Source organism: Mesobacillus boroniphilus JCM 21738 (assembly GCF_000517385.1).
GTDB classification, from domain to species: domain Bacteria; phylum Bacillota; class Bacilli; order Bacillales; family Cytobacillaceae; genus Mesobacillus; species Mesobacillus boroniphilus.
On record NZ_BAUW01000025.1, the window covers coordinates 17,111 to 43,378 of the forward strand.

Consider the following 26,268-nt stretch of genomic DNA (forward strand, 5'->3'; position numbering starts at 1 on the left):
GACAGCATTTTTGATCATTTCGATGCTGTTGGGCATATCGATCGGAACGGTTTCCATCCCTGTACCCGCTATTATTGAAATTATTGGTGCTGAGATTTTCCGCTTTCAGGGAGAGGGAATCGATTCGATGCATGAAAGCATTGTTATGGATATCAGGCTGCCGCGCGTTTTGCTGGCAGGCCTCGTCGGCGCGTCCCTGGCAATTGCCGGTGCGGCGTTCCAGGGACTGCTCCGTAACCCGCTGGCAGATCCATATACACTGGGAATTTCCTCAGGGGCCTCAATCGGTGCGGTCATCACGTTGTTTTTTGGAATCTCATTGCCGTTAGTTGGGGCATTCACGTTGCCGGTGCTGAGCATTCTGTTCGCATTTGCAACCGTGTTGTTTGTGCTGTTTTTTGCCCGGAGAGTCGACAGGCTGCTCAGGTTGAGACGATTATATTGACTGGAATCATTTTAAGTTCCTTTCTTGGATCATTCATTTCTTTGATGATCGCCCTATCTGGCGAGGAGCTGCGGCAAATCATCGGCTGGCTGCTTGGCAGCGTTTCGATGCGCGGCTGGGAATACATTAAAATTATTTTTCCTTTCTTTATTATTGGTTTGGTGATCCTGCTTGCAAATACCAGGGAGTTAAATGCAATGTCCTTCGGTGAGGAACGGGCACAGCACCTTGGTGTAAATGTCGAGCGCCGCAAGCTGCTGATTCTATTGTCTGGTTCTCTTTTAACAGGCTCAGCAGTTGCGGTATCAGGGACGATCGGCTTTGTCGGTCTCGTCATCCCGCATCTGACAAGGACTGTCTGGGGACCGGATCATCGTCATTTGCTGCCGCTATCCATTTTGATCGGCAGCGGCTTTCTGATTCTTGCCGACCTTGTATCGAGGATAATCATCGCACCATCAGAATTACCAATCGGTGTGATCACAGCCTTGATCGGAGCTCCGGTTTTTGCGTTGATTTTGATGAGAAATCGTAAGGAAAGAAGTGCTGGCCGATGATTGCAGTGGAGAATTTGACAGGCGGATATGCAGGCGGCGAGGTGTTGAAGGAGATTTCCTTTGAGGTTGGCAAAGGGGAGTTGTTTGGAATCCTTGGCCCCAATGGCAGCGGAAAAACAACGCTTTTAAAAATGATCAGCGGAGCCCTTGAATTCAGCTTAGGTTCCATCGACGTGGATGGGCGTCCGTTGACACATTACACGCCAAAGCAGCTTGCAAGGATGATGGCCGTCCTGCCCCAGCACGGTGAACAGAACTTTCCGTATTCGGTAAAAGAAACCGTTTCGCTCGGGCGCTATGCGCACCAGAAAGGCTGGTTCAATAGCTGGCGTGAAGAGGATGAACAGATTGTCCAGAAGGTGATGAAACAGACAGGGATAAATCGCCTTCAGGATAAATCGATCGTGGAATTGTCCGGCGGTGAAAAGCAACGGGTATTTCTCGCACAGGCGCTGGCTCAGCAGCCGAGGATCCTCCTGCTTGATGAGCCGACAAACCACCTCGACCTCAGCTTCCAAAAGGAACTGCTCGACTTGCTGAAAAAGTGGGCGGCGGAAGAGGAATTGACGGTAGTCTCGATTTTTCATGACTTGAATCTGGCTTCATTATATTGTGACAGGCTGCTGTTGATGGAAAATGGTGAAGTTTTAATAGTTGACACCCCTGCAGAGGTTTTAAAGGAAGAAACAATTAAAAGAGTCTATAAAACCCAGATTAAAAACCATCCGCACCCGGAAATTGCCAAGCCGCAATTGCTGCTGGTTCCCGAAGAGGATGGAGGTCATGAGGTTGATTTTAAAATAGACGCCAGGTTTCTTGATGTAGGACAGGACAGGATTGTCCTGAACTCACCGGTGAAATTGAGGACGATGTCATCCGGAATTACCGGTGCCGGGATCGGCTGGCACAGTTCATTCGTACACCGGATTGTCCCGATGGAATATGACTGCAGCGATCATAAGGCGGAAATGGCTAAGTATTTGCAGGTGAACGGTTTTCTGCCAAGCGAGACGGTGGGGATGATGACGGCTGTACCCGCAGAGACAGCATCATACCAACTGTTTGAGGCTGACGGCCTTTCCATTTTCATCATTGTCTCTGCCGGGAATACTCAGCGTGACAGACCGCGGAATATCAATACATGGCTGTTCATTAATGGCAGGATTTCCGAGGAGGCCTTTATCCAGAGTGCAATGACTGCGGCGGAAGCGAAGATAAGCGTGTTGAATGAGCTTGAGGGAAGCGGAGCTGGCATTACTGGCCAGTCAGCTGGCATCTCGACAGACAGCATGTGCATCGCCGCAACCAAGCAGGGGGAGTCGATTGCCTATGCAGGGACTGCTACCCCGCTCGGGAAGCTGATCAGCGAAGGGATTTATACTTGCACGAAGGAAGCGATATTGAAGTACAGAGCCAGTAAACCCGCGTTTGGATATAAATGAAGGAAACTCGACAGTCCATCTCGAAATATCTTTAAGAGGTGATGATGATGGATTTAAAAATGGGTTATGTTATTTTATACGTTTCCGATTTGGAAAAAACAAAGCATTTTACGGTGAATTGCTTGGCCTGAAACTTCACAATGAATTTGGGACCTATATCGAGTACGAAACCGGGAGCACAGTGCTGTCGATGAATACAAGAGAAAGCGGCCGCGAAATCACAAACCTGCCGATTCCAGATGGAGCCAGGAATGAACAAACCTTTGAGCTCGGATTCGTAACAGAAGATGTTGCGGGCACAGTGGAAAAGCAGAGGTCAGCAGGAGTCCCGATCCTGCTCGAGCCAACTGAAAAACCATGGGGCCAGGTCGTTGCCTATGCAGCCGATCCAGGTGGTCACTATATCGAAATTTGCACCTCTATTGGGTAAAACAAAGTCCTGCAGCTTATTGAACTGCAGGACTTTGTCTGTACATGGATGGAATTATATGTGCTTAAAATGTTTTACATAGAAAGATTCTATAAGCCCAAAATGAGTTGGAATCCGCAAAAAGGTCACATAGCTAATATGAGCCAATCCTCAAATCCTAATGAACTTCCTTCAAGGGTTTTTTAGCAAGTAGTGATGCTGCTATGCCTAAAAGAGGCAGTATAATCGAAATCAGCAAAATTTCCTCATAGCCTCTGAAATAATCGTAGGCTAGTCCGAATGGCAAGGGCCCCAACGCTGAACCGAGCACGGTGACGGTCATTGCAGAACCTTTGATACTGCCAAGGGATTTGCGTCCGAAAAAGCTCGGCCAGACATAGTTCAGTGTAATTCGCTCGAATCCCCCGCTGACTCCCCATAATACCCCGAAAGCGATTGCGATGGCGGTTTTATCAGCTGCCAGCAAAACGAGGATGAAAATGATCTCTCCTGCAAAAATGCCTGCAAGTACATACTGCACTTTTACCCGGTCGAGAAGAGGGCCAGCTATCAATGTGACCGGAAAACCAATTAAAGCCATTAAGCTTAATACAAGAGCGGCTATTACCGGTGAGATCCCATTCGTCTTAAGGATGGAGATTAGGTGAAACGTCAGTCCAGTGTTGATGAGAGACGGAATACCCACGCAAAAAAGCAAAAGCCAGTATGCGCGTGTTTTGGCCGCTTCCTGGACCGTCCAGTTCACCTCTTCAAAAGGCTTGATTGTTCTGGTAGGGTCAGCAGGATCATTTATCCAATCAGGCTTGATTCCATCTGGATGTTCGCCGATATCCTCAGGCTTGTTTCTGATCAAAAAATAGGCCAATGGCACGAAGACCACAAGAAGCAGGATTCCCCAAACCTTCCATGAAAAGCTCCAGCCCCAGTTGGCAACAAGCCAGGCATTCAATGGGGGAAATACAGCAGAGCTGGCAAAGCCGCCGATTGCCATAAAGCTCATTGCTTTTCCGCGTTTCGTGATGAACCACTGAGGGACTAAGGTATTTGGGATCAACGTCATCGAACCCTGACCGAGAATCCTGAGCAGGAAAAAGCCGATGAACAGCATTGCGGTGTTAACGACCATGCTGTTCCAGAAGCTGGCCAGTGCCAGCCCGATGCCCACAATAACTGACATTTTTCTTTGTCCCCATTTATCAACAAAGCGGCCGACAAAAAACATACAGACTCCGGCAGCAAGTGTCGCAAGTGAGTAAACCGCTGATACATGCGAGCGGCTCCAGCCGAAATCTTTTATGTATGAGTCAATAAAGACGGATACTGAGTATGTTTGTCCTGGACCTGAAAAAAACACGCCAAGACCGGCAATAAATACAATAACCCAGCCGTAATAAAAATTTGTTTTGAATGGTGCTGATAGTCCTGATGTCTTCATGTCAAAACCTCCCAGACCATCATATCAAAATTTTGCAGTAAAAAGCTTGCAGGAAGAAAAGGTGGAAATACATTTTTACATTTCAAGGTTTTTTACTATATATATGTGAAAAATAGAGATATTAGTCAGTTTTAGAAGAAACGAGGAAGTTATAACGCTTACAATGGCAGTTGCTCGATTTTGTAAATGTGGTATGATAAATCCTGTTTGTTACGGACCTGGCTTGCTTGAAAGTAGGAAGCCTTAGAATATATTAAGGGGTGTTTATTTGAATATTAATTCAATCAAAGAACAATGGTTTGGCAACATTAAAGGAGATGTCCTTGCAGGGATCGTCGTTGCACTTGCACTGATTCCTGAAGCGATCGCCTTTTCGATCATTTCTGGTGTCGACCCAATGGTGGGACTTTACGCCTCATTCGCTATTTCTGTGACAATCGCGATTGTCGGCGGCCGTCCTGGCATGATTTCAGGAGCGACTGGTGCGATGGCGCTGTTGATGATAACGCTTGTTGCAGATCATGGTTTACAATATTTATTGGCAGCTACGATTTTGACAGGAGTCTTGCAGATTTTGTTCGGTGTGTTTAAACTATCAGGGTTCATGAAGTTCATTCCGCGTTCTGTTATGATCGGCTTCGTTAACGCACTAGCCATTTTGATTTTTATGGCTCAGCTTGAGCAGTTCGTAGGCGCTACATGGATCATGTACGCAATGGTAGCAGGTGCGCTGGCAATCATTTATCTTTTGCCTCGTGTAACAAAAGCAGTACCTTCACCGCTCGTTGCAATCATTGTAATTACATTAGTTGCAATCTTGACCAACAGTGGTGTTAAGACAGTTGGCGATATGGGTTCACTTACATCTGCATTGCCGGTATTTCTGTTACCTGATATCCCATTTAACCTGGAAACATTGAAAATTATTTTCCCATACTCGTTGGCTTTAGCTGTTGTCGGCCTGCTTGAATCTTTGCTGACTGCCCAAATCGTCGATGATATGACTGATTCTAATAGTGATAAAAATAAAGAAAGCCGCGGCCAGGGGATTGCAAACGTGGTTGCTGGATGTTTCGGCGGCATGGCTGGCTGTGCAATGATTGGCCAATCAGTAATTAACGTTAAATCTGGCGGTCGAGGAAGATTGTCTTCTTTAGTGTCAGGTGTGTTCTTGATATTCCTGATTTTAGCGTTAGGGAACGTTGTTGTTAAAATTCCAATGGCAGCCCTTGTTGGCGTCATGTTCATGGTGGCAATTGGAACGTTTGACTGGTCTTCAATTAAAGGTATGGCAAAGACTCCTGTTACGGATTCAATCGTAATGGTTGTCACTGCAGTTACTACAGTCGTTACACATGACCTTTCTAAAGGTGTTTTCGCTGGTATCATCTTAAGTGCAATTTTCTTCGTGGCGAAATTTCAAAGGTGAAGGTGACATCAACATTTGACGTCGCAGTAGATCGCCGAACATATTTTGTAACCGGACAGGTATTCTTCGCGTCTGTTACTGACTTGATTGAAGCATTCGATTTGAAAGAATCAGCAAAAGAAGTCGTAATCGACCTGACACATGCCCACGTATGGGATGATTCAGCCGTTGCGGCAATCGATAAGATTGTCATTAAATTGAGGGAGAATGGCACAGTGGTCCGCTTGCATGGCTTAAATGCTCCGAGCTCTCATTTGATTGATAAGCTAGCTGTTCATAAACAGGAAGGTGCTAAGCTGTCCGGACACTAAAATGTAATAATTTGTTTCATAAAGCACGTTGACTAATCAGCGTGCCTTCTTTATATATAAAATAAACAATAAAACAGGGGGAGAAGTATGTTCAATAGAATCTTGCTTGCTTCTGATGGTTCCGAACACTCAGTAAGAGCAGCGAAAAAAGCAGTAGAATTAGCGAAACTCAGCGGCGATAGTGAAATAACAGTAGTTTATGTTGTCGATGGACAGACATCCAAGGAAGATGTCCTTCACAATACAGACCGAACAGTGGTCGAGGAGAAAAGGAAAATCAGGCTCCAACCGGTTACAAACATGCTAGAAGAGGCGAGCTTGAATTTCGGGTATGAAAGGTTGCTAGGTGAACCAGGATCGGCAATTGTCGACTATGCCAACAAAAATCAATTTGATATCGTCGTCCTTGGAAGTCGCGGTTTGAACGGCCTGCAGGAAATGGTTCTTGCAGCGTCAGCCACAAAGTTGCTAAGCGAGTAAAAGCACCAGTTCTAATTGTAAAATAAGATAGCTAACTATATAAGTCATATAATCAGCAGTCAGATCATTTTAATGATTTGACTGTTTGTTTTTTTTTTTCGCTGAATAAGATTATTTCGGAGAGGCTTTATTATTTGCCTTAAATATTGTTTGTTGATGAAAATTCAGCAGATTTATAGGTTCACATAGCAAAATATAAATTTTTATAGCGAAAATACTAATTTAATAGCGAATTGGAAATTAACTTCGTTTATTCCAGTTTAAATAGTAAAACGAATCCGGGAACGCAGTCCGGTATTTTAATTTATATAGATAATGAATGATTTTAACAGATTCACCTATTCACAGAATCATAAATTTATTCATATGGTAATTTAGGTGCTGAAATTGGGTTGACCGCCTATAAAAGGCTTTTGAAATGGTAACTTATTCTGTGAATGTTAACATTTAACTCTACAGAGGTTTCATGCTTAAAAAACAGGAAATAGTATAGCTTGAGAGTTATTATTAAAAATTGATAACAATTCCGTAATTTAAAAATAAAGTGGTAAAATAGGAAGCGGATTGAATTTTATTGGAGGTCTATTTTTATGAAGACAAGAATTGGGCTGCTGTACGGCGGCAAATCAGCTGAACATAAAGTATCGATGCAGACAGCTTTGGCTGTGACGAAGGCATTGGATTTTGAAAAATTCGAGATTTATCCTATATACATAACGGAGGAAGGAGAGTGGGTCAAGGGTCCTCAGCTTGGCGCTCCTGCAGAGAATGTAAAGGCGCTTGAGTTTTCCGACAACTCGATCCTGCCGACTCCTTCATTTACACCGGCATTATTCCAGGTGGGCGGTGCAGAATCCGGCCAGACTCTTGATGTCATCTTCCCGTTGCTTCACGGACCTAATGGTGAAGATGGAACGGTTCAAGGCTTGCTTGAGTTATTGAACCTGCCATACGTTGGCAATGGTGTCCTTGCTTCCGCTGCAGGCATGGATAAAATCGTCATGAAAAATGTTTTTGCACAGGCGGGACTTCCTCAGGTGGACTATGTGTCCGCTCTAAGAAGCGAATGGGAAAAGGACAGTGAAAAAGTATATATCCAAGTTGAAGAAAGACTGGGATATCCTTGCTTTGTAAAGCCTGCAAACCTTGGGTCCAGTGTAGGGATCAGCAAGGCTTCCAACAAGCGGGAGCTTGAAGAAGCGTTCAAAGAGGCCTTTCAATTCGACCGTAAAATCATCATCGAGCAGGGTGTCGCCGCACGTGAGATTGAAATCGGCGTGCTGGGCAACGATGAACCAGAGTGCTCGGTAGTTGGGGAGATTGTCCCTAAGAAGGATTTCTATGATTACAAAGCGAAGTATGAAGATGGCGATACAGCGATGATTATCCCGGCTGAAATCCCAGATCAGCAATACGCAGACATAAAGGATATGGCGGTAAAAGCGTTCAAGGCACTGGATTGTTCAGGTCTCGTCCGCGCAGACTTCTTCCTCACAAAAGATGGCCAGCTGCTAATAAACGAAGTCAACACAATGCCTGGTTTCACTCCATTCAGCATGTTCCCGCTATTGTGGAAGCATACGGGCATCGAATATCCACAGTTGATTGAGAAGCTTGTGAACCTTGGAATCGAACGTCATACTGAAAAACAGAAGATCAAATATACTTTTTAACTAATAGATCATCCAGGGAGACACGGCAGCCATAGGCATGGCCGTGTCCCTTTATTTCGGGAGGAAAAAGCATGATTCAAAAACCATTATCAGAAATAGCCCAAATGGCAGGTGCGTTAAATGATGTAAGCAAATTTGCTGATGTAATCATCAAGGGCGTTTCAATCGACACTCGTAAAATAGAAGCGGGAAATCTGTTTGTCCCTTTTAAAGGTGCAAGGACAGATGGACATAACTTTGTCGCTGATGTCATCCAGAATGGCGGAGCTTCAGCGGCATTATGGCAACAAGATGTACCAAACCCTCCGGAAGATTTGCCGATCATCATCGTGGAAGACACAACAACTGCGTTGCAGGAACTGGCAAGAAGCTACCGCAATTCGCTGGATATTAAGGTTGTCGGCATTACCGGCAGCAACGGAAAAACAACGACGAAGGATATGACAGCAAATCTGCTGGCGCAAAAATATAAGGTGCAAAAAACCGAAGGAAACTTCAATAACCATCTAGGCCTTCCGCTGACGCTTCTTCGCTTGCGTGAAGATACAGAGGTTGCCGTGCTTGAAATGGGCATGAGCAGCAAAGGCGAGATTGAATTTTTAACAAAAATGGGGCGACCGGATGCAGTGATCATTACGAATATCGGTGAATCCCACCTGCTTGACCTCGGTTCGAGGGAAGCAATTGCCGATGCGAAGCTTGAAATCATCGACGGCCTTCAGGAGAATGGGCGGATCATATTCCATGGAGACGAGCCGCTATTACAAGAACGACTGAAGGATTATACAGGGAATGGTGAGCTCAAAACGTTCGGGGCGAGCAGGATAATGACTTCTATCCGGTCAGCATCGAGCCGATTGAAAATGGCAGCAAATTCAAGACGAACGTCGGGGATGAAACTTTTTATCTGCCGGTACTCGGAAACCATAATATCCTGAATGCACTGGCGGCGATGCTTGCGGCGGAGTTCCTGGGCGTTCCTTTTGAAAATATGAATGACGGTTTTGCGAGCTTGAAGCTGACGAATATGAGGATGGAGCTTTCTGAAGGTGCTCAAGGTGAAAAGATCATCAATGATGCCTACAATGCGAGTCCGACATCCATGAAGGCAGCAATCGACCTCGTTGCCGAACTTTCAGGTTATAATCGGAAAATCCTCGTACTCGGTGACATGCTTGAGCTTGGGCCCATGGAGGAAGAGTACCATTACAAGGTAGGTTCTTCCGTCGATGCCGGGAAGATTGATTATGTATTCACCTATGGCAAGCTCAGCGAATCAATTGCCAAAGGTGCAAAAGAAGTCCTTGGCAACGACAGGGCGTTTTCCTTCCAGGATAAACAGCAGCTGAGCAATGAATTAAAAAAATATGTAACAGGCGAAACCCTCGTACTCGTAAAAGGTTCACGTGGAATGGCGCTCGAAGAAATCGTCCACGCCTTGCAGAAATAAAAGTCCGCAACAAGATGCCCTGCAAGCAAGGGCATTTTGTTGTTTTGGGGTGTGGTGGCAAACTACATGTAGTATTCATTATCCAGCTCCAGCGCCTAGCCCCTCGAGTCGCTTGTCTAGTGTCGTCTCCTAGAAACTTCGAAACTTCAACTCCGCCGGCAGAAGCAAAGAGCGCTTCTTTGTCGGAGTCTCCAGTTTCTGCGTTTCTGAACAGTCGGCTATACATTTCAATTTCGGTCCGCCCAATGAAGTCAAAGAGCGACTTCGCTGGTCGGCTCTCCAGCGCTTGTCGGGGCTGAACGAGGATCTTCCGCTTTTTGCTTACAAAAGACTAAATCCAGGAAAAATCGGGTTAAATGTTTTAAAATGGGGAAAGATTAAATACGAGAAAAACTAATGGGTGATTGGTTATGATAGGTTGTCTGTTAATACATGGTTTTACCGGTTCACCGTTCGAAGTGGAACCACTTGCCCAGTCGTTGAAGAAGAGGACTGATTGGAAAATAGTAGTTCCTACCCTGCCTGGCCATGGTGATGAGCTCAGATTGAAGGGAATCAAACATAATGAATGGCTTCGCCATGCCGAGAATGAATTGAAGGCGCTATTGAAAGAATGTGATACCGTGTATGTCGTCGGATTTTCGATGGGCGGGCTGATTGCCAGCTATCTCGCCTCGAATTATCGAGTTGATAAGCTTGTCCTGCTCAGTGCGGCTGCTTATTATGTGAATCCTAAACAGCTTGCTTCTGACATTAAGGAAATGATGAGGGACACGGTGAAAGGAAAATTAACAGAAAATGAGTTATTCAAGCGTTACACAAGAAAAATTAAAGAAACACCCATGACCGCTACCTTGCAGTTTCGCAGGCTTGTGAGCAAAATCAAGCCTATTCTCAATGACGTGAAGGTGCCTACATTGATCGCGCAAGGCGAAAGTGACGGCATCGTCCCCCCGAAAAGCGCCCATTACTTATATGAAAATATTGGCGCTAAAGAAAAAAGGCTGATTTTTTATAAGAACTCCAAACATCTGATCTGTCATTGTGATGAAAAAGAACACTTATTTAACGAGATATACGACTTTTTAATCTCCAAACCGAGAGGAGAAGTCAGAAGCTGAAGCAATTCCTCAAAAATTGCTTTTCCTTCTTAAAGATGGTATCATGAATATTGAGTGTCTAACTGAGAAAATCCTTTAAGCGGACATACTCCCGTGTTGGAGAATGTCTTTTTTTGCTAATATTTCAGGTTCTGTGCTTCAGCGTGTTGTCATTGCTGATTCAGCCCTGCTTAAAACACAAGGTGCTAACACCTATTTTGCCGTAAAGGTACGATAAACTAACCAGAATCAGAAATGGTTTGGATCCTTAAACAGCCACTTAAAAAACGAAGCATCGGAAGATCCGGTGCGGGATAAATGTGAACAAAAAGGAGAATGAGCAAAGTTGACAATGTTTCAAGACATGGGCATTAGCCCCGCAACATTAAAAGCTGTAAAGAATATGGGATTCGAGGAAGCAACTCCAATTCAAGCAGAGACGATTCCAATCAGCCTTCAGAATAAAGACGTGATTGGCCAGGCGCAGACAGGTACTGGTAAGACTGCTGCTTTCGGTATTCCTCTAGTGGAAAAAATCAAGAAAGAAAATCATAACATCCAGGGAATCATCATCGCGCCAACTCGTGAATTGGCAATCCAGGTTTCCGAGGAATTATACAAAATCGGTGCTGGCAAGAGAGTGGGCGTTCTTGCAATTTACGGTGGCCAGGATATCAACCGTCAGATCCGTGCATTGAAAAAAGGGCCTCACATCATCGTCGGAACGCCAGGACGACTTCTTGACCACATCAACAGAAAGACAATTCATCTTGACAGTGTTGAAACAGTCATCCTTGACGAAGCAGATGAAATGCTGAACATGGGCTTCATCGAAGATATCGAATCAATCCTTGCCAAAATTCCTAGCGAACGCCAGACACTATTGTTCTCGCAACAATGCCGGGACCAATCCGCAAGATCGCTGAGCGCTTCATGAAGGACCCTGAGGTCGTCCGTGTCAAAGCGAAGGAAATGACAGTTCCTTTGATTGAGCAATACTATGTGGAAGTACAGGAGAAGAACAAGTTCGATGTTCTTACACGTCTTCTTGATATCCAATCTCCGGAATTGGCAATCATCTTCGGACGCACGAAGCGCCGTGTTGATGAGCTTGCTGAAGCGTTGAACCTGCGCGGCTACACAGCTGAAGGAATCCACGGTGACCTTACGCAGGCGAAGCGTATGTCAGTTCTTAGAAAGTTCAAGGAAGGTTCAATCGACGTGCTTGTTGCGACAGACGTGGCAGCTCGTGGACTTGATATTTCCGGTGTAACACACGTTTATAACTTCGATATCCCTCAAGACCCTGAAAGCTATGTGCACCGTATCGGACGTACTGGCCGTGCAGGTAAAGAGGGTATGGCAATCACGTTTGTCACACAGAGAGAGACTTCTTACCTTCATGTAGTGGAAAAAACGACTAAACGCCGCATGGATAAAATGACTGCTCCAACTTTGGACCAAGCGCTTGAAGGCCAGCAAAGAGCAGTTGTTGACAAGATTACATCAACAATCGAGTCAAACAATCTTCAATACTACCGCCAGGCTGCAGATGAGCTATTAAAAAATCATGATGCTCAAACAGTTGTTGCTTCCGTATTGAAAATGCTGACTAAAGAGCCTGATACAACTCCTGTTAAGCTTACTGAGGAAAAGCCTCTTCCAAACAGAAACAAGAAGCCTCAAGGAGACCGCAAAAGATACGATAACAGAGGCAGCGATGGACGCAATAAAAGGCCTTACAAGCCACGCTCTGGAACGAAACGCACAGGCAGTGGCGGCGGTAGCAGAGAAGGCGGCAGCTACAAATCAAGATCATCACGCTAAAATAAACATCAAAACCCCGGTTTTTTACTAAACCGGGTTTTTTTATGGTTTTTTTACAAAAAGCTTAACTTCTCTCATACATTTTGAGCATTTAAATAAGTCATTTTCATCTAATATCGAATATTTAGCTACTTCGCATCAACAAATGCTAGATACCAGCTGTTATTTGGGATAATTCGATCACATTTCGAAATAATTCGACCACATTTTCGAATAATTCGACCACATTTTCGAATAATTCGACCACATTTCGAAATAATTCGACTACCTTTCGAAATAATTCGACCACATGTCAGTATATCGACCACATTTCAGGTATATCCACCCACTCCCTCTGAGCATTAATTTTACAATTCTCGACCTATCCAACTTGGGCATACTACAAATAAAAACGGGGGGTGGCTGAAATGACGATCGTCAAACTAGGATATGTGGCGATGAGCGAGGAACTGATGAATGCTTCGCCGTCACAGACGATGACTTTCAAGCAATTCCAGGGAATCAAAGACAGAGACGCGGCCATCAATAAGCTGGAGAGAATCGCGATCTCCAACCTTGAAAACTGCCTTCGCCTATTAAGGCACAGCAAAGCGAACGAGATTCACTTTTTCCGGCTGAGCTCGAGGCTGATTCCTCTTGCCAACCATGAGGAACTTTCAGACTGGAAGTATATGCGCGCGTTAAAAGAACCATTAAAGGATATAGCGGTATTTTTACAGGAAAATCCGATGCGTGTTGATTTTCATCCGGATCATTTTGTTCTGCTGAATACGTTGAAAACTGAGACGTTGAACAACTCAATTAAGACGCTTGCGATGCATCATGCACTATTGAAGGGGATGGAAATCGACCCCGAGCATCGTTGTGTTCTCCATGTTGGCGGCGTTTATGAAAACCGGGAAAAAGCGCTTGAGCAATTCATCCATAATTGGGGACTGGTATCAACAAGGCTGCAAGACATGATCCTGCTCGAAAATGATGATACTTCGTTCACGCTCCACGATACGCTTTACCTTTGTGAAAAGCTTGCTATCCCGCTGGTGTTCGATTATCATCATCACCTGGCCCATCATGAGGACATAAACTGGCAGGAACAATGGGGGCGGATCGTCGAGACATGGGAACACTCGAAGCTGCCAGTGAAAATGCATATTTCAAGTCCTCGCTCGGAAAAAGAGTTTCGGGCGCACGCTGAATATGTGGATGCTGACATGTTCATGGATTTCCTTAACGGCATGAAAGGCTCTGTCCCGGAAATTCACTGCATGATCGAAGCGAAAAAGAAAGATCTTGCTCTGTTCAAACTTGCTGAGGATCTAAAGCAAATGCCGGAAGTTGAAGTCATTGACGGCAGCAGCTTCATGTTAAAATAATACGGGATCTCTCATTTTCCACCCAATATAGTGCCATACAGATGTGTTGTTGTTGTATACTTAGGAAGGTGCTATTAATTGGAAAAATGGGAGGAGACTTTATGACGATTTCTGAGCCGCAAAAGCGGATTTCCGAGCAGGCATTGACTGTATGGAAAATTGCCGCAACCCTTCACTCCCTGGTGGTATGGGTATTAGCGGGCGGTCTGATCGCCATTACGCTTATTTTTAATTTTCCTAAATGGATTATTGCTGCAGCCATAGCTGTAGCGATTGTATATAGTTATTTGTTTATCATATTATTGCCGATCTTGCGCTGGAAACGCTGGCGCTATGAAGTGAGGGAGCAGGAAATTGAGCTTCAGTACGGTGTATTTATCATAAAAAGGACGCTTATTCCGATGATCCGTGTCCAGCATGTTGATACCCAGCAAGGTCCTTTGCTGCGGAAATACCGTTTATCGACGGTGACGGTTTCGACAGCTGCGACCATCCATGAAATACCTGCGCTTGATATGGAGGAAGCTGAAAATTTAAGAATTTCCATTTCAAGATTGGCAAGGGTGGCGGATGAAGATGTCTGATCCGAAAAGGCTGCATCCGATTGCCGCTGTCGTCAATGCGCTGCGCCAGCTGAAGGAAATGATCATCTTTCCTCATTTTCGTCGTTTTCGGCAGCAGGGGAACGGATTGGGATCTGTTTTACTTTTTTGGTTCAATTGGTGTTGTCGTGCTGGTTCTAGTTTATGGCGTTTTGTCGTGGTACAGATTTACATATCGCATCGAGCAAGGTGAACTGCGAATTGAATACGGATTGATTGTCAGGAAAAAACGATTTATTCCGTTCGACCGGATCCAAAGCCTTGACCTGTCAGAAGGAATTTTACAGCGGCTGTTCGGCCTTGTGAAGGTGAAGGTGGAAACAGCCGGCTCCGGCGGGATGGGGCTGCAGGATGGAGAGGCGGTCCTCACGGCGATCACAAAACAGGATGCACAAGCAATCCATGACTATTTGGTATCCATCAAAAAGTCGGGGCAGATACTGCAAGGAGAAGAAGAGCCGCAATCAGCTGATGACCTACTATATAAAATGTCGGTTTCAGAGTTATTGATGCTCTCGACTACATCAGGCGGAGTCGGTGTTGTCATTTCCGCGGTGTTTGCGTTCGTCTTCCAATTTGAAGAATTCATTCCTTACGAGCAGATTTTTGATGAAGTCGAGCACTTTGTCCAAAGCGGTGTTGTTTTTGTCAGTGTCGTGGTTTTTCTCGGTTTCCTGCTTGCGTGGATGCTCGCTCTGTTTGGCACGATGCTGAAATACGCTAATTTCACCGTAAGAAAAGTGGATAATGATCTTGTCATAACACGTGGTTTGCTGGAAAAGCGCCAGTTTACGATTCCGCTTAACCGGATCCAGGCTGTCCGCATCAGCGAGAATCTCATCAGGCAGCCGCTAGGCTATGCTTCGGCATATGTAGAAAGTGCAGGAGGCTCGGCGCTTGACCAGGAAAGTTCCAAGGTGCTTATCCTGCCAATCGTAAAAAAAAGAAAAATCCCCGGCCTGCTGGAACCGCATTTGACGGAGTATCACTTCCGGGTCAACATATCACCCGCATCAAAACGGGCATGCAGCAGATATTTATTGAAAGGCTGGCTGTTCATGCTGCCAGCCATTATCGCAGCCATCTGGTTTTTGAAGCCATGGGGCTATGGCGCGCTGATCCTGCTTCCGGTCTCGGCGTTATGGTCTTACCTTAATTATAAAGACGCAGGCTGGAGCCTCGATCAGGGAATGCTGACCTTTCGATACCGCAATGTTGTCAAGAACACAGTCTATATGAGGAAAAATAAAGTCCAGTCCTTCAGCGTCAAAGAAAGCTTTTTCAGCGGAAAAAGAAACTGGCCACCGTCGAGGCAATTGTCAAGTCTGGACATGGCGGCGCTGGCGGCAAAGTCATTGACCTTGAGAAAAAGCATGTCGATATGATTTATCAATGGTACTCGCATGAAACAGTTGAGTAAGAAAATCATTCAATCATTATCTCTAAAATAAAAAAGCGCCCCTGAGGCGCTTTTTAAAATAGTATTACCTTCGATAAATCGCGGCACCCGTCAGGAAGCTGCAAGCATGCCAAAAATATGGGCGGTAATATTGATGTTCGACTGGACGAATGTCATGATCACGGCAATGATGGCGATCGTCATGATTGTCTGGGAGTTTTCACGCGACATCATGGCTTTTCGGAACATAATGATAGAAATATAGAAACCGAACAACCCGAAGATCGCTCCGCTTGAGCCGACATGTGTGTATGTGAGCGGCTTGAGGATCAGCGTAGCGATGTTTGCGGCGATGCCTGTAAAAAGATAAAGCAGGATGAACTTTGTTTTGCCAAGCAGCTGTTCGAGTGCCGGGGCGAACAGGACGAGTGAAAAGCTGTTGAACAGCATATGCCCAAACCCCGCATGCATGAAAATTGGTGTGACAAGCCGCCAGTACTCCCCGTTCACAACATACAGGTTCACACCTGCTAAAAGTCCAAACAGGTATTTATTCGGGAAAATTGGCAATGCCGTCAGCGAGTATAATAAGATATGGATGGTAATGATGATTGAAATAACCGGGTAAAGCCTAATGAAGTCACGCAAGCTTTCGGTTCTTGTAAACATGGAAACCTCCTCAGTCCTCATTATTTTGCGGATCGGATATTTGTAAATACAGAGTTCACTACGGGTAAAAGTCCTGATTTTAAGAATAGCCCTAATCGGCGAAAGTTGTACACTATTTTCTATGCAGAGGTCGTCTTTTTTAGAAGGGAGGTGGAAAAATGATCATCGGAACGGGAATTGATATCGTGGAAATTGGCCGGATCCGTAAGCTTGTAGAATCGCAGCCACGTTTTCCTGAGCGAGTTTTAACGGAAAAAGAAAGGGAAGTCTACAGACAATATAATGAACGGAGAGGAATTGAATTCCTTGCAGGTCGCTGGGCGGCGAAGGAAGCCTTTTCAAAAGCGAAGGGGACTGGCATCGGCAAAGAATTGTCCTTCATGGATATTGAAGTCGATACCGACCCGCATGGACGACCCATCGTCACAAAGCCTTATGTGGAGGGAGTCCATCTCTCTATTTCTCACAGTGAGCAATACGCTATTGCGCATGTGGTAATCGAAAAAATTTAAAATGCTTGTCGGGTCCCGGGGGCATATTTGCCCAAGCTGTCTCATATATTCATAATGCAGTAAGGGGGACAAGACTAGGGCGGCGAGAACATGGCTGCACGAAGACTACTCAAGCAATTTTGCAGCCAGTGTCTTATTCCTGTCCTTTCTTTCCCTTTACACGTTTAAATGAGACTAAAAGGGGTTGGAAGAATGAAGAAAAGGTTATTGCTGCTTCTCGCCGGGCTCATGGTTATATTTGCTCTGGCTGCCTGCGGTACAAAATCACAGGAATCTGTGGTTAAGGAGTTGGATGGAACGCTCGAAGAACTGAAGAGCTACAAGGCTAAGGCAAAGATGACATTGCAAATGGGTACCGAGCCGCAAGTGTACGATGTGGAGATTTGGCATAAAGATCCGTCATTTTACCGTGTGAACCTAAAGAATGCCCAGAAGGACCAGAGCCAGATGATCCTCAGGAATGAAGAAGGAGTATTTGTTTTGACGCCTGCCCTTAACAAAAGCTTCAAATTCCAGAGCGAATGGCCGAAGAACAGCAGCCAGGCGTACCTTTACGAATCTTTAATCATGGATATTCTCGAGGATAAGCAAGCGAAATTCTCGGCGACGAAGGAACATTATGTGTTCGAAACGAAAACAAGATATCAGAACAACAAAATGCTTCCGATCCAGGAAATCAAGCTGAACAAAAAAAACCTGGCACCAGTCAGCGTCAAGGTGATGGACCCTGACCGGAACTCATTGGTTACAGTGGAGTTTTCCAATGTGAAATTCGACGCAAGCTTTGACAAAGATGCGTTTGATATGAAGAAAAACATGACAGGTGCACAGCTTGATGTGCCGGTTATGGCAGAAGGTGAAGACAAGGAATTCACAGTGAAATATCCAGTCGCTGAAATCCCTGGCGTGACATTAATAGATGAAAAAGAAATCACGACAGAGAACGGAAAGCGCGTGGTGCTCACATATGACGGCGAAAAATCATTCACGCTGATCCAGGAAAAAGCAGACGCAATGCCTGCAATGTCCTCTGCGATCAATATGACTGGAAAGCCTGTCGACCTTGGATTCACCATCGGTGCCATGAACGAAACCTCGGTGTCATGGACCACCTTGGAGTCGATTATATGCTGGCTTCAACAGACCTATCACCAGAAGAATTGGAAATGGTCGCTAAATCGGTTCTGGCTGATATGGAAAAATAAGATTCCGAATGCAGGCTCAGTGTAACCTGGGCCTGTTTTTTATGGGTTAAGGAAAAAACCAAACTTTAAGGAAAAAAATCTGATTTTAAGGAATATAATCCGTTTTTAAGGAATATATCTATTTATTTCGGAATAAAGAGAGTGTTGCAGTCCAACCCACGTTCCTCCTCCACGAACTTCCTGCTCGAAAAATCCGTATATATTATTCATTTGACAATGCGTTCTTTCGGTTTGATAATAAAACAATATAAATAACGTTCGGATTGAAGGAAGTGAAGTTTTCGTTGGATGAGCAAGGATTTTTTTACCGTGATACATGGGCAGAAGTTGACCTGGACCGTGTCAGGATGAATGTAAAAGGAATCAAGAGCCATCTGCCTGAAGATGTTGAGTTTATTGCAGTAGTGAAGGCGAATGCCTATGGACACGGGGATTCGCAAGTGGCAGAGGCGGCGTTGGAAGCGGGAGCATCCATGCTTGCGGTGGCGTTCATGGATGAGGCGCTAGCGTTAAGAAAAAAACGGATTACTGCTCCGATTCTTGTACTTGGTGCAAGCAGACCAGAGGATGTGAATATCGCCGCTGAAGAAGGAATCATTCTGACCGTTTTTCAGGAGGAATGGCTGGCAAAAGCGCAGGATGTATTGAAAAAGAATACAACCCTTATGCTTCATATAAAAATTGATACAGGAATGGGCCGGATCGGAATTCGGTCAATTGAGGAATTAAAGGCAGTAGAAAGGCTGATTGAAGAAGATGAGAGATTACAGCTTCACGGGATCTACACCCACTACGCAACAGCGGATGAACTGGATGATACGTATTTTAACAAGCAGCTCGCCTTGTTCAGGAAAATGCTAAGTTCTATGGAAAAGCAGCCCCTGGTCGTACACAGCAGCAATAGTGCCGCAGCTTTGATGCACGCAGATGCACAGTTCAACGCTGTAAGAGTAGGGATTGCAATGTACGGGCTCGCGCCATCAATGGAAATACAACCTGAGTTACCGGTGGACTTGCAGGAGGCATTCACGCTTTATTCGAGGCTCGTTCATGTGAAGAAACTGGATAAGGGTGAAAAGGTCAGCTACGGTGCGACCTATGAAGCGCCAGAAGAAATTTGGGTAGGGACGCTTCCGATTGGGTATGCTGATGGATGGATACGCAGACTGCAGGGCCAGGAGGTGCTGGTCGATGGCAAAAGATCCCCCATCATAGGACGGATTTGCATGGACCAATGCATGGTGAAGCTTCCGAATGAAGTTCCAGTCGGGACAATCGCTACCCTGATTGGCAGCCAGGGAAAAGAGGCGATCTCAATCAATGAGATTGCCAGCAAGCTAGAAACAATAAATTATGAAGTCCCATGCATCATCTCTTCCAGAGTCCCGCGTCTGTACAGGCAGGACGGCAAAGTAGTCGATTTAAACAATTCACTTTTATAAGAGACAACCAATAATTAACAAACCTGTTCAATTTGGCTAAAACCCTGAATAATTCACTATTTTTTTGGCGGATAATACAGAAGAATTGCGGATTTACCTTTGCATCTTGCATAAATAGTGATAAGATTAGAAATGGTAGAGAGATAACGAACTTAATAATGGTATGTAGTGATGATGGTGGAGGTGTATGTTTGTGTCTGAATCCAGCGCAACAACGGAGATTTTGGTAAAGTTACCACAGCATCTTTTAAGTGAACTAGATGGATTTGTTAAGCAAGAGAACGTAAACCGCAGCGAATTTATTTATCAGGCAACAAAAATGTTCTTGCGTGAGAAGAAAAAAAGACAAATTCGTGAATCCATGAGACGTGGCTATATGGAAATGGCCAAAATTAATCTGACCATTGCATCTGAAGCATTTCAAGCAGAATACGAGGCAGAACACACAGTTGAACGTCTAGTCAGCGGAGGATAATCCTTTGATTGTCAAACGTGGTGACGTCTATTTTGCGGACTATCCCCAGTTGTTGGTTCGGAGCAAGGCGGAGTGCGCCCTGTTCCGGTCATCCAAAACAACATCGGGAATCGGTTTAGTCCCACAGTCATTATCGCAGCGATCACAGCACAGATCCAAAAAGCCAAGCTTCCCACTCATGTAGAAATTGATGCGAAGCGGTACGGTTTTGAACGAGATTCGGTCATCTTATTGGAGCAAATACGCACAATTGACAAACAGCGCCTAACCGATAAAATTACCCATCTCGATGACGAAATGATGGAAAAAGTGGATGAAGCCCTTCAGGTAAGTTTAGGTCTTATCGAATTCTAAATGAACAGCACGCTCTTTAAAGAGCGTTTTTTTGTAACCGAACACCCGGCCTGCCAGCAGGCCTTATACATAACCATAAAATAAAAACGGATGTTTTCCTGTGTGGAGAGGCAAGCTTAGCGGCTTGTCTCTTTTTTAGTTGGGCCTGGAAGTTTGGGCTGGTTTTGGAAGTAGGGGGCGCGGTCGCAACCAAGGGTCCCGGACTGGTTTGGACGGCAAAGATGTTATGAATCGTCCGGAATTAAGACAGGTTTGGCAATGAAAGCGGAAAAGCTGTCAAGAAAAGCTTGGAATTAAGACAGGTTTGGCAGTGAAAGTGGAAAAGCTGTCAAGAAAAGTCCGGAATCGTGACAGGTCAGGAGCATCAAGCAAAAAGCTGTCAAGAAAAGAACCTGTAATCCGCCTGTAAACAAGGTAATCTGCAACCCGAATTTCCAAAACCTGCACGATAATTTATTGCAATAAAATTGAATCCAAGAAAAATAGGAATAATAAAAATATCCGTCATGCAATATCCGTTGAATCCTGCCGACAAGTTGATTTTATTTGACGAAATAAAACTGTTATCATTAAATGGAGATATATAATCGGGATTTTATGAATATTTATTTACAGTTTTAAAATTGGTTTACAAGTGGACGGAATAGGGTAATGTAAAATTTTGTTGTGATAGAATGGGGAGGATGGAATGAATAAAATAATTTCTAATTATATCCAGGCCCATAAACAGGAGATCCTGGATCAATGGATAGATAGGACAAAAGAAGAAGCGGATGAACGGGTAATCCGCCTTGTTTCGGATCGAGTTTTTCAATCTACGAGCAAGGAATTCGTTGATTTGATCATTTCGAATTTCAAAGGCACAAGCGAAGAGTATAATGAAAGGCTGACTGATTTCGCTGAAAAAGTTGTCAGGCTTGGCTGGCCGTTGACCTTCGTCACGAAAGGCCTTCATACCTTTAACTTGATTGTTTTTGAAGGCATGCAGAAAGAAGGAGTCGTGACGCAGGAGAATCAGATGGAGATCGTATACGAGTTTGACCGCTGGGCAACTCCGATGAATAATGAAATTGTCAGCGTATATTCATCCACATGGGAAAGAACCGTTTCCCTCCAGAGAATTGCCTTACAGGAGCTTTCGGCACCGCTCATTCCAGTGTTTGAGGGAATTACAGTAATGCCATTAGTCGGTACGATTGATACCGAGCGTGCAAAGCAAATCATGGAAAATCTGCTTAAGGGTGCGGTGAAACACCGTTCTGAGGTAGTCCTGATCGATATAACAGGAGTACCCGTCGTGGATACTATGGTAGCCCATCATATCATCCAGCAGCTGATGCCGTCCGGCTCATCGGTGCCAAATGCATGCTTGTAGGTATTCGTCCTGAAATTGCACAGACCATCGTTAACCTGGGCATCGACTTGAATCAGTTTACAACAAAGAATACCCTGAAAAAAGGAATCGAAGCAGCTCTTGAGCTGACAAATAAAAAAATCGTGTCACTGGAGGGAGCAAAGTGAGAATACCTATTCTAAAGCTAGATGATTGTCTGTTAGTCTCCATACAATGGGAGCTTGATGACCAGACGGCTCTTAAATTCCAAGAGGACTTGCTCCACAAAATTCATGAGACAAGTGCCAATGGAGTTGTCATTGATCTAACCTCAATTGACTTCATAGACTCATTTATCGCCAAGGTCCTTGGGGATGTCATCAATATGTCCAAGCTTATGGGTGCGATTGTAGTCATTACCGGAATCCAGCCTGCTGTTGCCATAACGCTAATTGAATTAGGGATCGGCCTTGATGATGTCCTAACTGCATTAGATTTAGAAAAAGGTTTGGAGAAATTACAACAGGAATTGGGGGAATAGGTGAATGGACATCCAATCCTGCGTTACGATCATTAACGAATGGGACATCGTCGCAGCACGACAGCTTGGCCGGAATGTTGCGAAAGAGCTTGGTTTTGGAATAGTTGACCAGGCGCGAATCACCACCGCCATCAGTGAATTGGCCAGAAATATCTACTTGTACGCCGGCAAAGGGCAGATTTGCATCGATAAATTATATGACGGCGGTAAAGCGGGATTGCGAATCAACGCTGTGGACAGCGGTCCAGGTATAAAAGAAATACGCCAAGTCATGGAAGATGGCTTTTCAACATCAGGAGGACTAGGAGCAGGCCTTCCTGGGGTAAAGCGTCTTATGGATGAATTCGACATAGACTCAGTACCCGGACAAGGAACACAGATCAGAGCGACTAAATGGCTCCGTTAGGGGGAAAAAGTATGGATTTCCGAGAAATGATGGAATCAAAGTATCGGGATATTCTTGACAATTATATAAAAGAGCAATCAGAACAAGCACTGTATGCTGGGCAGAAATTCAGCCGCAAGTCGATTGAACACAAGATCGCGCCGGAAGAAATCATCAGCGTGCATAAAAGCTTGCTTCTTGAGATGTATCCTGAACTTCCGGAAGATATTATACATTCCTTTGACATCCTCCTTGAGGTGATGATTGGCTATGGCATTGCTTATCGAGAGCACCAAAGCTTAAGGCATCAGCAAGAGGAGTTAAGGTCAGAAATGGAGATTGCCGCCAATGTTCAGCAAACCTTGCTTGGTACAAAAATCCCGGCTGTGCCTGGAATTGATATCGGGGCGATAAGTGTTCCGGCTAAACATATGAATGGTGATTACTTCCATTTTGTGCAGGATGAGAACAATAATATAAGCGTAGCAATTGCTGATGTCATTGGAAAAGGGATTCCGGCAGCACTTTGTATGTCCATGATCAAGTATGCGATGGACAGCCTGCCAGAAAACCGTCTCGGTCCGAGCAGCATCTTGGAAAACCTGAACAGAGTCGTTGAGCAGAATGTAGACCCAAGCATGTTCATCACGATGTTTTACGGAATGTTCAATCCTTCCAACAATATCTTCTATTATGCATCCGCAGGGCATGAACCTGGCTTCTATTACGATTCCAAGAAGAAAGAATTCTCGGAGTTGGTCGCAAGAGGCTTACTATTGGGAGTGGACAAGCGGACGAAGTATACCCAGTATGAAAAAGAAATACTTCCTGGGGATATGGTAATCCTGATGTCGGACGGAGTAACAGAATGCAGGACGGAAGAAGGTTTCGTCGAAAAGGAAACATTAATTGGATATATAAATAAATATATTCACTTAAATGCTCAGGAAATTGTCAATAATATCTTTAGGGAACTTGAAAAACTTCAGCACTTCCAGTTGCGTGATGATTTTACCTTAATCATTTTAAAAAGAGATGTTTAGTAGGGTTCCAAACCGGGTAAATCAAAAGAGCAATTGAATTGTAAAGGGTGGGTCATTTATGAATATTTCGATAGATGTGAAAGAAACAGAATCAAAGTTAGCAGTTAAGGTAAGCGGCGAAATTGACGCATATACAGCTCCACAGCTTCGTGAAAAGCTTTTTCCTTTGTCCGAAAAAGAAGGCATAAATATGGTTGTTGACCTTTCGGAGGTTAATTATATGGATAGTACAGGGCTTGGAGTATTTGTAGGAGTGTTCAAGAACGTCCGTGCACATGAAGGTGAATTTAAAATCGTTGGGGTGTCCGAACGTTTGCAGAGACTTTTCGAAATCACTGGCTTGACCGATATTATCGATATAAACAGCCAGATTGAGGGTGGAGTGCAATGAACCAGTCATTTGACTATATTGAAATGAAAATCCCGGCTAAACCGGAGTTCGTGGGTGTCATTCGTTTGACCCTGTCTGGTATTGCAAGCCGCATGGGTTTTTCCTACGACGATATTGAGGATTTGAAAATTGCTACCAGTGAAGCTTGTACGAATGCTGTACAGCATGCATATAAAAATAATGAGAACGGCGAAGTCATCATCGGTTTCGGATTGTATGAAGACAAGCTAGAAGTTATGGTTGCAGATAATGGCCAGAGCTTTGATTTCCATTCAGCACGCCAGGGACTTGGCCCTTATGATCAGAATAGTTCTATAGAATTCCTTCGTGAGGGAGGCTTGGGACTGTATCTGATCGAAACCTTGATGGACGAGGTTAGAATCCATCACAAAGAGGGCGTCACGGTCTTTATGACCAAGTACCGAGAAGGAGAGCAGGTGGAGAGAGATGCAGAGACAATCTCAACCTAAGCAGAGGCCAAAAGAAGAGATTAATGAATTAATTAAAGCCTACCAGCTGTATGAGGATGCAGACGCCCAAAATGAGCTGGTTCTTCATTATCAAAACCTTGTCGAAACAATCGCCAGAAAGTATTCCAAAGGAAGATCATTCCACGAGGATATCTTCCAGGTTGGGATGATTGGTCTTTTAGGCGCAATCCGACGCTATGATGAAACATTTGGCAAAAGCTTTGAGGCGTTTGCCGTGCCGACTATCATTGGTGAAATCAAAAGATTCTTAAGAGATAAAACGTGGAGCGTCCATGTACCGCGCAGGATAAAGGAGCTTGGTCCAAAAATCAAGACGACTGTCGAAGATTTGACCACCTACCTGCACCGCTCACCACGAGTAGATGAAATCGCGGAAGCACTCGAGGTTTCTGAAGAAGAAGTATTGGAAGCTATGGAGATGGGTAAAAGCTACCAGGCATTATCCGTTGACCATTCTATTGAAGCCGATTCTGATGGAGGAACAGTAACTCTGTTGGATATCGTCGGAAACATTGATGAAGGCTATGAAAAAATCAATCAAAGAATGGTGCTCGAAAAAGTACTGCATGTACTAAGCGAACGCGAAAAGTTAATTATCCAATATACCTACCTTGACAACCTCAGCCAGAAAGAGGCTGGTGACAAGCTTGGTATTTCACAGATGCATGTATCACGTCTTCAAAGAAGGGCAATCAAAAAGCTTCAAGAAGCAATCCATGCGGAAAACAATAACTCGGAGTACATCACATGATCCAACAGTTCAAAGACAAAATAGAACTTTATGCTTACCAGACAATCAAAGAAGGTAAAATAGAGTGCGGTGACAGCTATTACTATACGGCTACTGATGATTATTTTGTCTGTGTACTTGCTGATGGATTAGGGTCAGGGCAATATGCCCATGAAGCTTCTGCGGCTGTCGTTTCAGTAGTAGAGCAACACCATCGCGAAGACGTAGATACGCTCATGAAATATTGCAACAATATATTGGTGCAAAAAAGAGGGGCCGCTGTCTCGATCTTCAAAGTCTACTTCGAAACCCGCGAATTTGTTTACAGCTGTGTCGGAAATATCCGCTTCTTCCTCTATACCTCAAATGGCAAGCTGACATACCCATTGCCGGTAACAGGCTATCTGTCAGGGAAGCGCAGGTATTTCATACCCAGAGATTCGTTTATGAGCCAGAGTCAAAATTCCTGATTTACTCAGACGGTTTTGACAATATCCACGGCGCTAAAACGATATTGAAAGGGTATCGATCAGTTGGTGCCATCGCAGAGCAAATTAAAAGCGAATATGCAAACTCAATGGATGATGCAACTTTTATTGTGGGAAGTCTACTTTAGCCGGTGGGCTTCTTTTTGTTTTATTTTTACTTTATAAGAAGTATAAACTTTTTACACTTTGATTAGTGTCTAGCTTCAGCGCCTAGCCCCTCGAGACGCTTCGGTCCGCCCAATGAAGTCAAAGAGCG

17 protein-coding genes and 10 pseudogenes are annotated in these 26,268 nt (G+C 44.6%); 25 read left to right on the forward strand and 2 right to left on the reverse strand.

Features of this window, described 5'->3' with window-relative positions:
* Positions 1–22: 22 nt before the first annotated feature.
* From JCM21738_RS09340 to JCM21738_RS09350, 3 genes and pseudogenes are all read left to right on the forward strand, one after another.
* Positions 23–1,002, forward strand: a pseudogene (locus JCM21738_RS09340) (FecCD family ABC transporter permease).
* The gene (locus JCM21738_RS09345; protein WP_023626343.1) at positions 999–2,444 is read left to right on the forward strand and encodes a heme ABC transporter ATP-binding protein; all 1,446 of its coding nucleotides are present in this window, start codon (positions 999–1,001) and stop codon (positions 2,442–2,444) included. The pseudogene JCM21738_RS09340 and the gene JCM21738_RS09345 overlap by 4 nt, the downstream one beginning before the upstream one ends.
* A gap of 47 nt (positions 2,445–2,491) precedes the next feature.
* Positions 2,492–2,874: pseudogene (locus JCM21738_RS09350) on the forward strand (VOC family protein).
* 157 nt (positions 2,875–3,031) lie between these two features.
* Here JCM21738_RS09350 and JCM21738_RS09355 read toward each other — a convergent pair.
* Positions 3,032–4,309 (reverse strand): MFS transporter, encoded by a 1,278-nt coding sequence (locus JCM21738_RS09355; protein ID WP_023626341.1) that lies wholly within the window; start codon positions 4,307–4,309, stop codon positions 3,032–3,034.
* A 268-nt stretch (positions 4,310–4,577) separates the two neighbouring features.
* Between JCM21738_RS09355 and JCM21738_RS09360 the strand changes: the two are divergent.
* The 9 genes and pseudogenes from JCM21738_RS09360 to JCM21738_RS09400 all read left to right on the forward strand — a co-directional run bounded on the left by JCM21738_RS09360 (position 4,578) and on the right by JCM21738_RS09400 (position 15,939).
* Positions 4,578–6,049 (forward strand): annotated as a pseudogene (locus JCM21738_RS09360) (SulP family inorganic anion transporter).
* An 87-nt stretch (positions 6,050–6,136) separates the two neighbouring features.
* Positions 6,137–6,555: pseudogene (locus JCM21738_RS09365) on the forward strand (universal stress protein).
* A gap of 564 nt (positions 6,556–7,119) precedes the next feature.
* Positions 7,120–8,202, forward strand: a complete 1,083-nt coding sequence (locus JCM21738_RS09370) for a D-alanine--D-alanine ligase (protein ID WP_023626338.1) — start codon at positions 7,120–7,122, stop codon at positions 8,200–8,202.
* A 71-nt stretch (positions 8,203–8,273) separates the two neighbouring features.
* A pseudogene (locus JCM21738_RS09375) lies at positions 8,274–9,652 on the forward strand (UDP-N-acetylmuramoyl-tripeptide--D-alanyl-D-alanine ligase).
* Positions 9,653–10,062: 410 nt separating this feature from the next.
* A complete protein-coding gene (locus JCM21738_RS09380; protein WP_023626336.1) occupies positions 10,063–10,773 on the forward strand; it encodes an alpha/beta hydrolase in 711 nt (236 codons plus the stop codon).
* Positions 10,774–11,098: 325 nt separating this feature from the next.
* Positions 11,099–12,579 (forward strand): annotated as a pseudogene (cshA, locus tag JCM21738_RS09385) (degradosome RNA helicase CshA).
* Positions 12,580–12,986: 407 nt separating this feature from the next.
* Complete coding sequence (uvsE, locus tag JCM21738_RS09390) at positions 12,987–13,952, forward strand: UV DNA damage repair endonuclease UvsE (protein WP_023626334.1); 966 nt, start codon at positions 12,987–12,989, stop codon at positions 13,950–13,952.
* 101 nt (positions 13,953–14,053) lie between these two features.
* Positions 14,054–14,536, forward strand: a complete 483-nt coding sequence (locus JCM21738_RS09395; RefSeq protein WP_023626333.1) for a PH domain-containing protein — start codon at positions 14,054–14,056, stop codon at positions 14,534–14,536.
* 146 nt (positions 14,537–14,682) lie between these two features.
* Positions 14,683–15,939 carry a PH domain-containing protein gene (locus tag JCM21738_RS09400; RefSeq protein ID WP_369385698.1) on the forward strand — a complete coding sequence of 419 codons (1,257 nt, stop codon included), beginning with the start codon at positions 14,683–14,685 and terminating at the stop codon, positions 15,937–15,939.
* A gap of 125 nt (positions 15,940–16,064) precedes the next feature.
* Here JCM21738_RS09400 and JCM21738_RS09405 read toward each other — a convergent pair whose 3' ends face one another.
* The gene (locus JCM21738_RS09405) at positions 16,065–16,622 is read right to left on the reverse strand and encodes a rhomboid family intramembrane serine protease (RefSeq protein WP_035209258.1); all 558 of its coding nucleotides are present in this window, start codon (positions 16,620–16,622) and stop codon (positions 16,065–16,067) included.
* A 158-nt stretch (positions 16,623–16,780) separates the two neighbouring features.
* Between JCM21738_RS09405 and acpS the strand changes: the two genes are divergently transcribed.
* From acpS to JCM21738_RS09470, 13 genes and pseudogenes are all read left to right on the forward strand, one after another.
* Positions 16,781–17,134 carry a holo-ACP synthase gene (acpS, locus tag JCM21738_RS09410; protein WP_023626330.1) on the forward strand — a complete coding sequence of 118 codons (354 nt, stop codon included), beginning with the start codon at positions 16,781–16,783 and terminating at the stop codon, positions 17,132–17,134.
* Between the two features lie 192 nt (positions 17,135–17,326).
* Positions 17,327–18,339: pseudogene (locus JCM21738_RS09415) on the forward strand (LolA family protein).
* Between the two features lie 284 nt (positions 18,340–18,623).
* Positions 18,624–19,781: an alanine racemase gene (gene alr, locus JCM21738_RS09420; RefSeq protein WP_023626328.1), complete on the forward strand. Its 1,158-nt coding sequence runs from the start codon at positions 18,624–18,626 to the stop codon at positions 19,779–19,781.
* Between the two features lie 193 nt (positions 19,782–19,974).
* Positions 19,975–20,256, forward strand: a complete 282-nt coding sequence (locus tag JCM21738_RS09425) for a CopG family ribbon-helix-helix protein (protein WP_031308192.1) — start codon at positions 19,975–19,977, stop codon at positions 20,254–20,256.
* Between the two features lie 4 nt (positions 20,257–20,260).
* Positions 20,261–20,610: pseudogene (locus JCM21738_RS09430) on the forward strand (type II toxin-antitoxin system PemK/MazF family toxin).
* Between the two features lie 688 nt (positions 20,611–21,298).
* Positions 21,299–22,131 (forward strand): annotated as a pseudogene (gene rsbRA / locus JCM21738_RS09435) (RsbT co-antagonist protein RsbRA).
* Entirely contained in the window at positions 22,128–22,484 is a 357-nt protein-coding gene (locus JCM21738_RS09440; protein WP_035209261.1) for an STAS domain-containing protein, read from the forward strand. The pseudogene rsbRA and the gene JCM21738_RS09440 overlap by 4 nt, the downstream one beginning before the upstream one ends.
* Positions 22,485–22,488: 4 nt before the next feature.
* On the forward strand, positions 22,489–22,890 hold the full coding sequence (locus tag JCM21738_RS09445) for an anti-sigma regulatory factor (protein WP_023626323.1): 402 nt from the start codon (positions 22,489–22,491) through the stop codon (positions 22,888–22,890).
* An 11-nt stretch (positions 22,891–22,901) separates the two neighbouring features.
* Positions 22,902–23,912: a PP2C family protein-serine/threonine phosphatase gene (locus tag JCM21738_RS09450; RefSeq protein ID WP_023626322.1), complete on the forward strand. Its 1,011-nt coding sequence runs from the start codon at positions 22,902–22,904 to the stop codon at positions 23,910–23,912.
* Positions 23,913–23,970: 58 nt separating this feature from the next.
* Complete coding sequence (locus JCM21738_RS09455; RefSeq protein WP_023626321.1) at positions 23,971–24,303, forward strand: anti-sigma factor antagonist; 333 nt, start codon at positions 23,971–23,973, stop codon at positions 24,301–24,303.
* Positions 24,300–24,773, forward strand: coding sequence for an anti-sigma B factor RsbW (gene rsbW / locus JCM21738_RS09460; RefSeq protein ID WP_023626320.1), 474 nt, complete (start codon positions 24,300–24,302; stop codon positions 24,771–24,773). The genes JCM21738_RS09455 and rsbW overlap by 4 nt, the downstream gene beginning before the upstream one ends.
* Positions 24,751–25,545 (forward strand): RNA polymerase sigma factor SigB, encoded by a 795-nt coding sequence (sigB, locus tag JCM21738_RS09465; protein ID WP_023626319.1) that lies wholly within the window; start codon positions 24,751–24,753, stop codon positions 25,543–25,545. Before rsbW ends, sigB begins: the two co-directional genes overlap by 23 nt.
* Positions 25,542–26,140: pseudogene (locus tag JCM21738_RS09470) on the forward strand (PP2C family serine/threonine-protein phosphatase). The gene sigB and the pseudogene JCM21738_RS09470 overlap by 4 nt, the downstream one beginning before the upstream one ends.
* The last annotated feature ends 128 nt before the right edge of the window (positions 26,141–26,268 follow it).